Annotated in this window: 1 protein-coding gene; it reads left to right on the top strand. The window is 40.8% G+C overall.

Features of this window, described 5'->3' with window-relative positions:
- The first annotated feature begins 40 nt into the window (after positions 1-40).
- Positions 41-373 (top strand): hypothetical protein, encoded by a 333-nt coding sequence (locus A0765_RS10800; protein ID WP_002282990.1) that lies wholly within the window; start codon positions 41-43, stop codon positions 371-373.
- The last annotated feature ends 34 nt before the right edge of the window (positions 374-407 follow it).

Raw genomic sequence — 407 nt, 5'->3', positions numbered from 1 at the left:
TATACTTAGACATGCATGGCTTAATCTTTGAGACAAGCATATGACTACTGGCAGGATCAACCAGATAACTATCTTAAAAGAAGAAGCAACAAGCAGTAAAAAAGAAAGAAACCGAAATCTCTTTTTTTTTTCCCACCCATTCCCTCTTGCTAGAAGATACTTATTGAGTTTGGAAACAGCTGAAATTCCAGAAAAATTGCTTTTTCAGGTCTCTCTGCTGCCGGAAATGCTCTCTGTTCAAAAAGCTTTTACACTCTTGACCAGCGCACTCCGTCACCATACCATAGCACTCTTTGAGTTTCCTCTAATCAGGTTCCACCAAACAGATACCCCGGTGTTTCACGGAATGGTACGTTTGATATCGCTGATTTGAGAGGAGGTTACACTTGAAGAATCACAGTCTTGCG

The sequence above is a fragment of the Streptococcus cristatus genome, from assembly GCF_001588905.1.
Classification (GTDB): domain Bacteria; phylum Bacillota; class Bacilli; order Lactobacillales; family Streptococcaceae; genus Streptococcus; species Streptococcus cristatus_N.
Note: the sequence above shows the minus strand (reverse complement) of the source record. Positions and strands in the feature narration are given on the sequence as shown.

What these genes read in the sequence shown, in the direction of transcription:
- A0765_RS10800 (WP_002282990.1), top strand. Translation starts at nt 41, where the DNA reads ATGACTACTGGCAGGATCAACCAGATAACTATCTTAAAAGAAGAAGCA.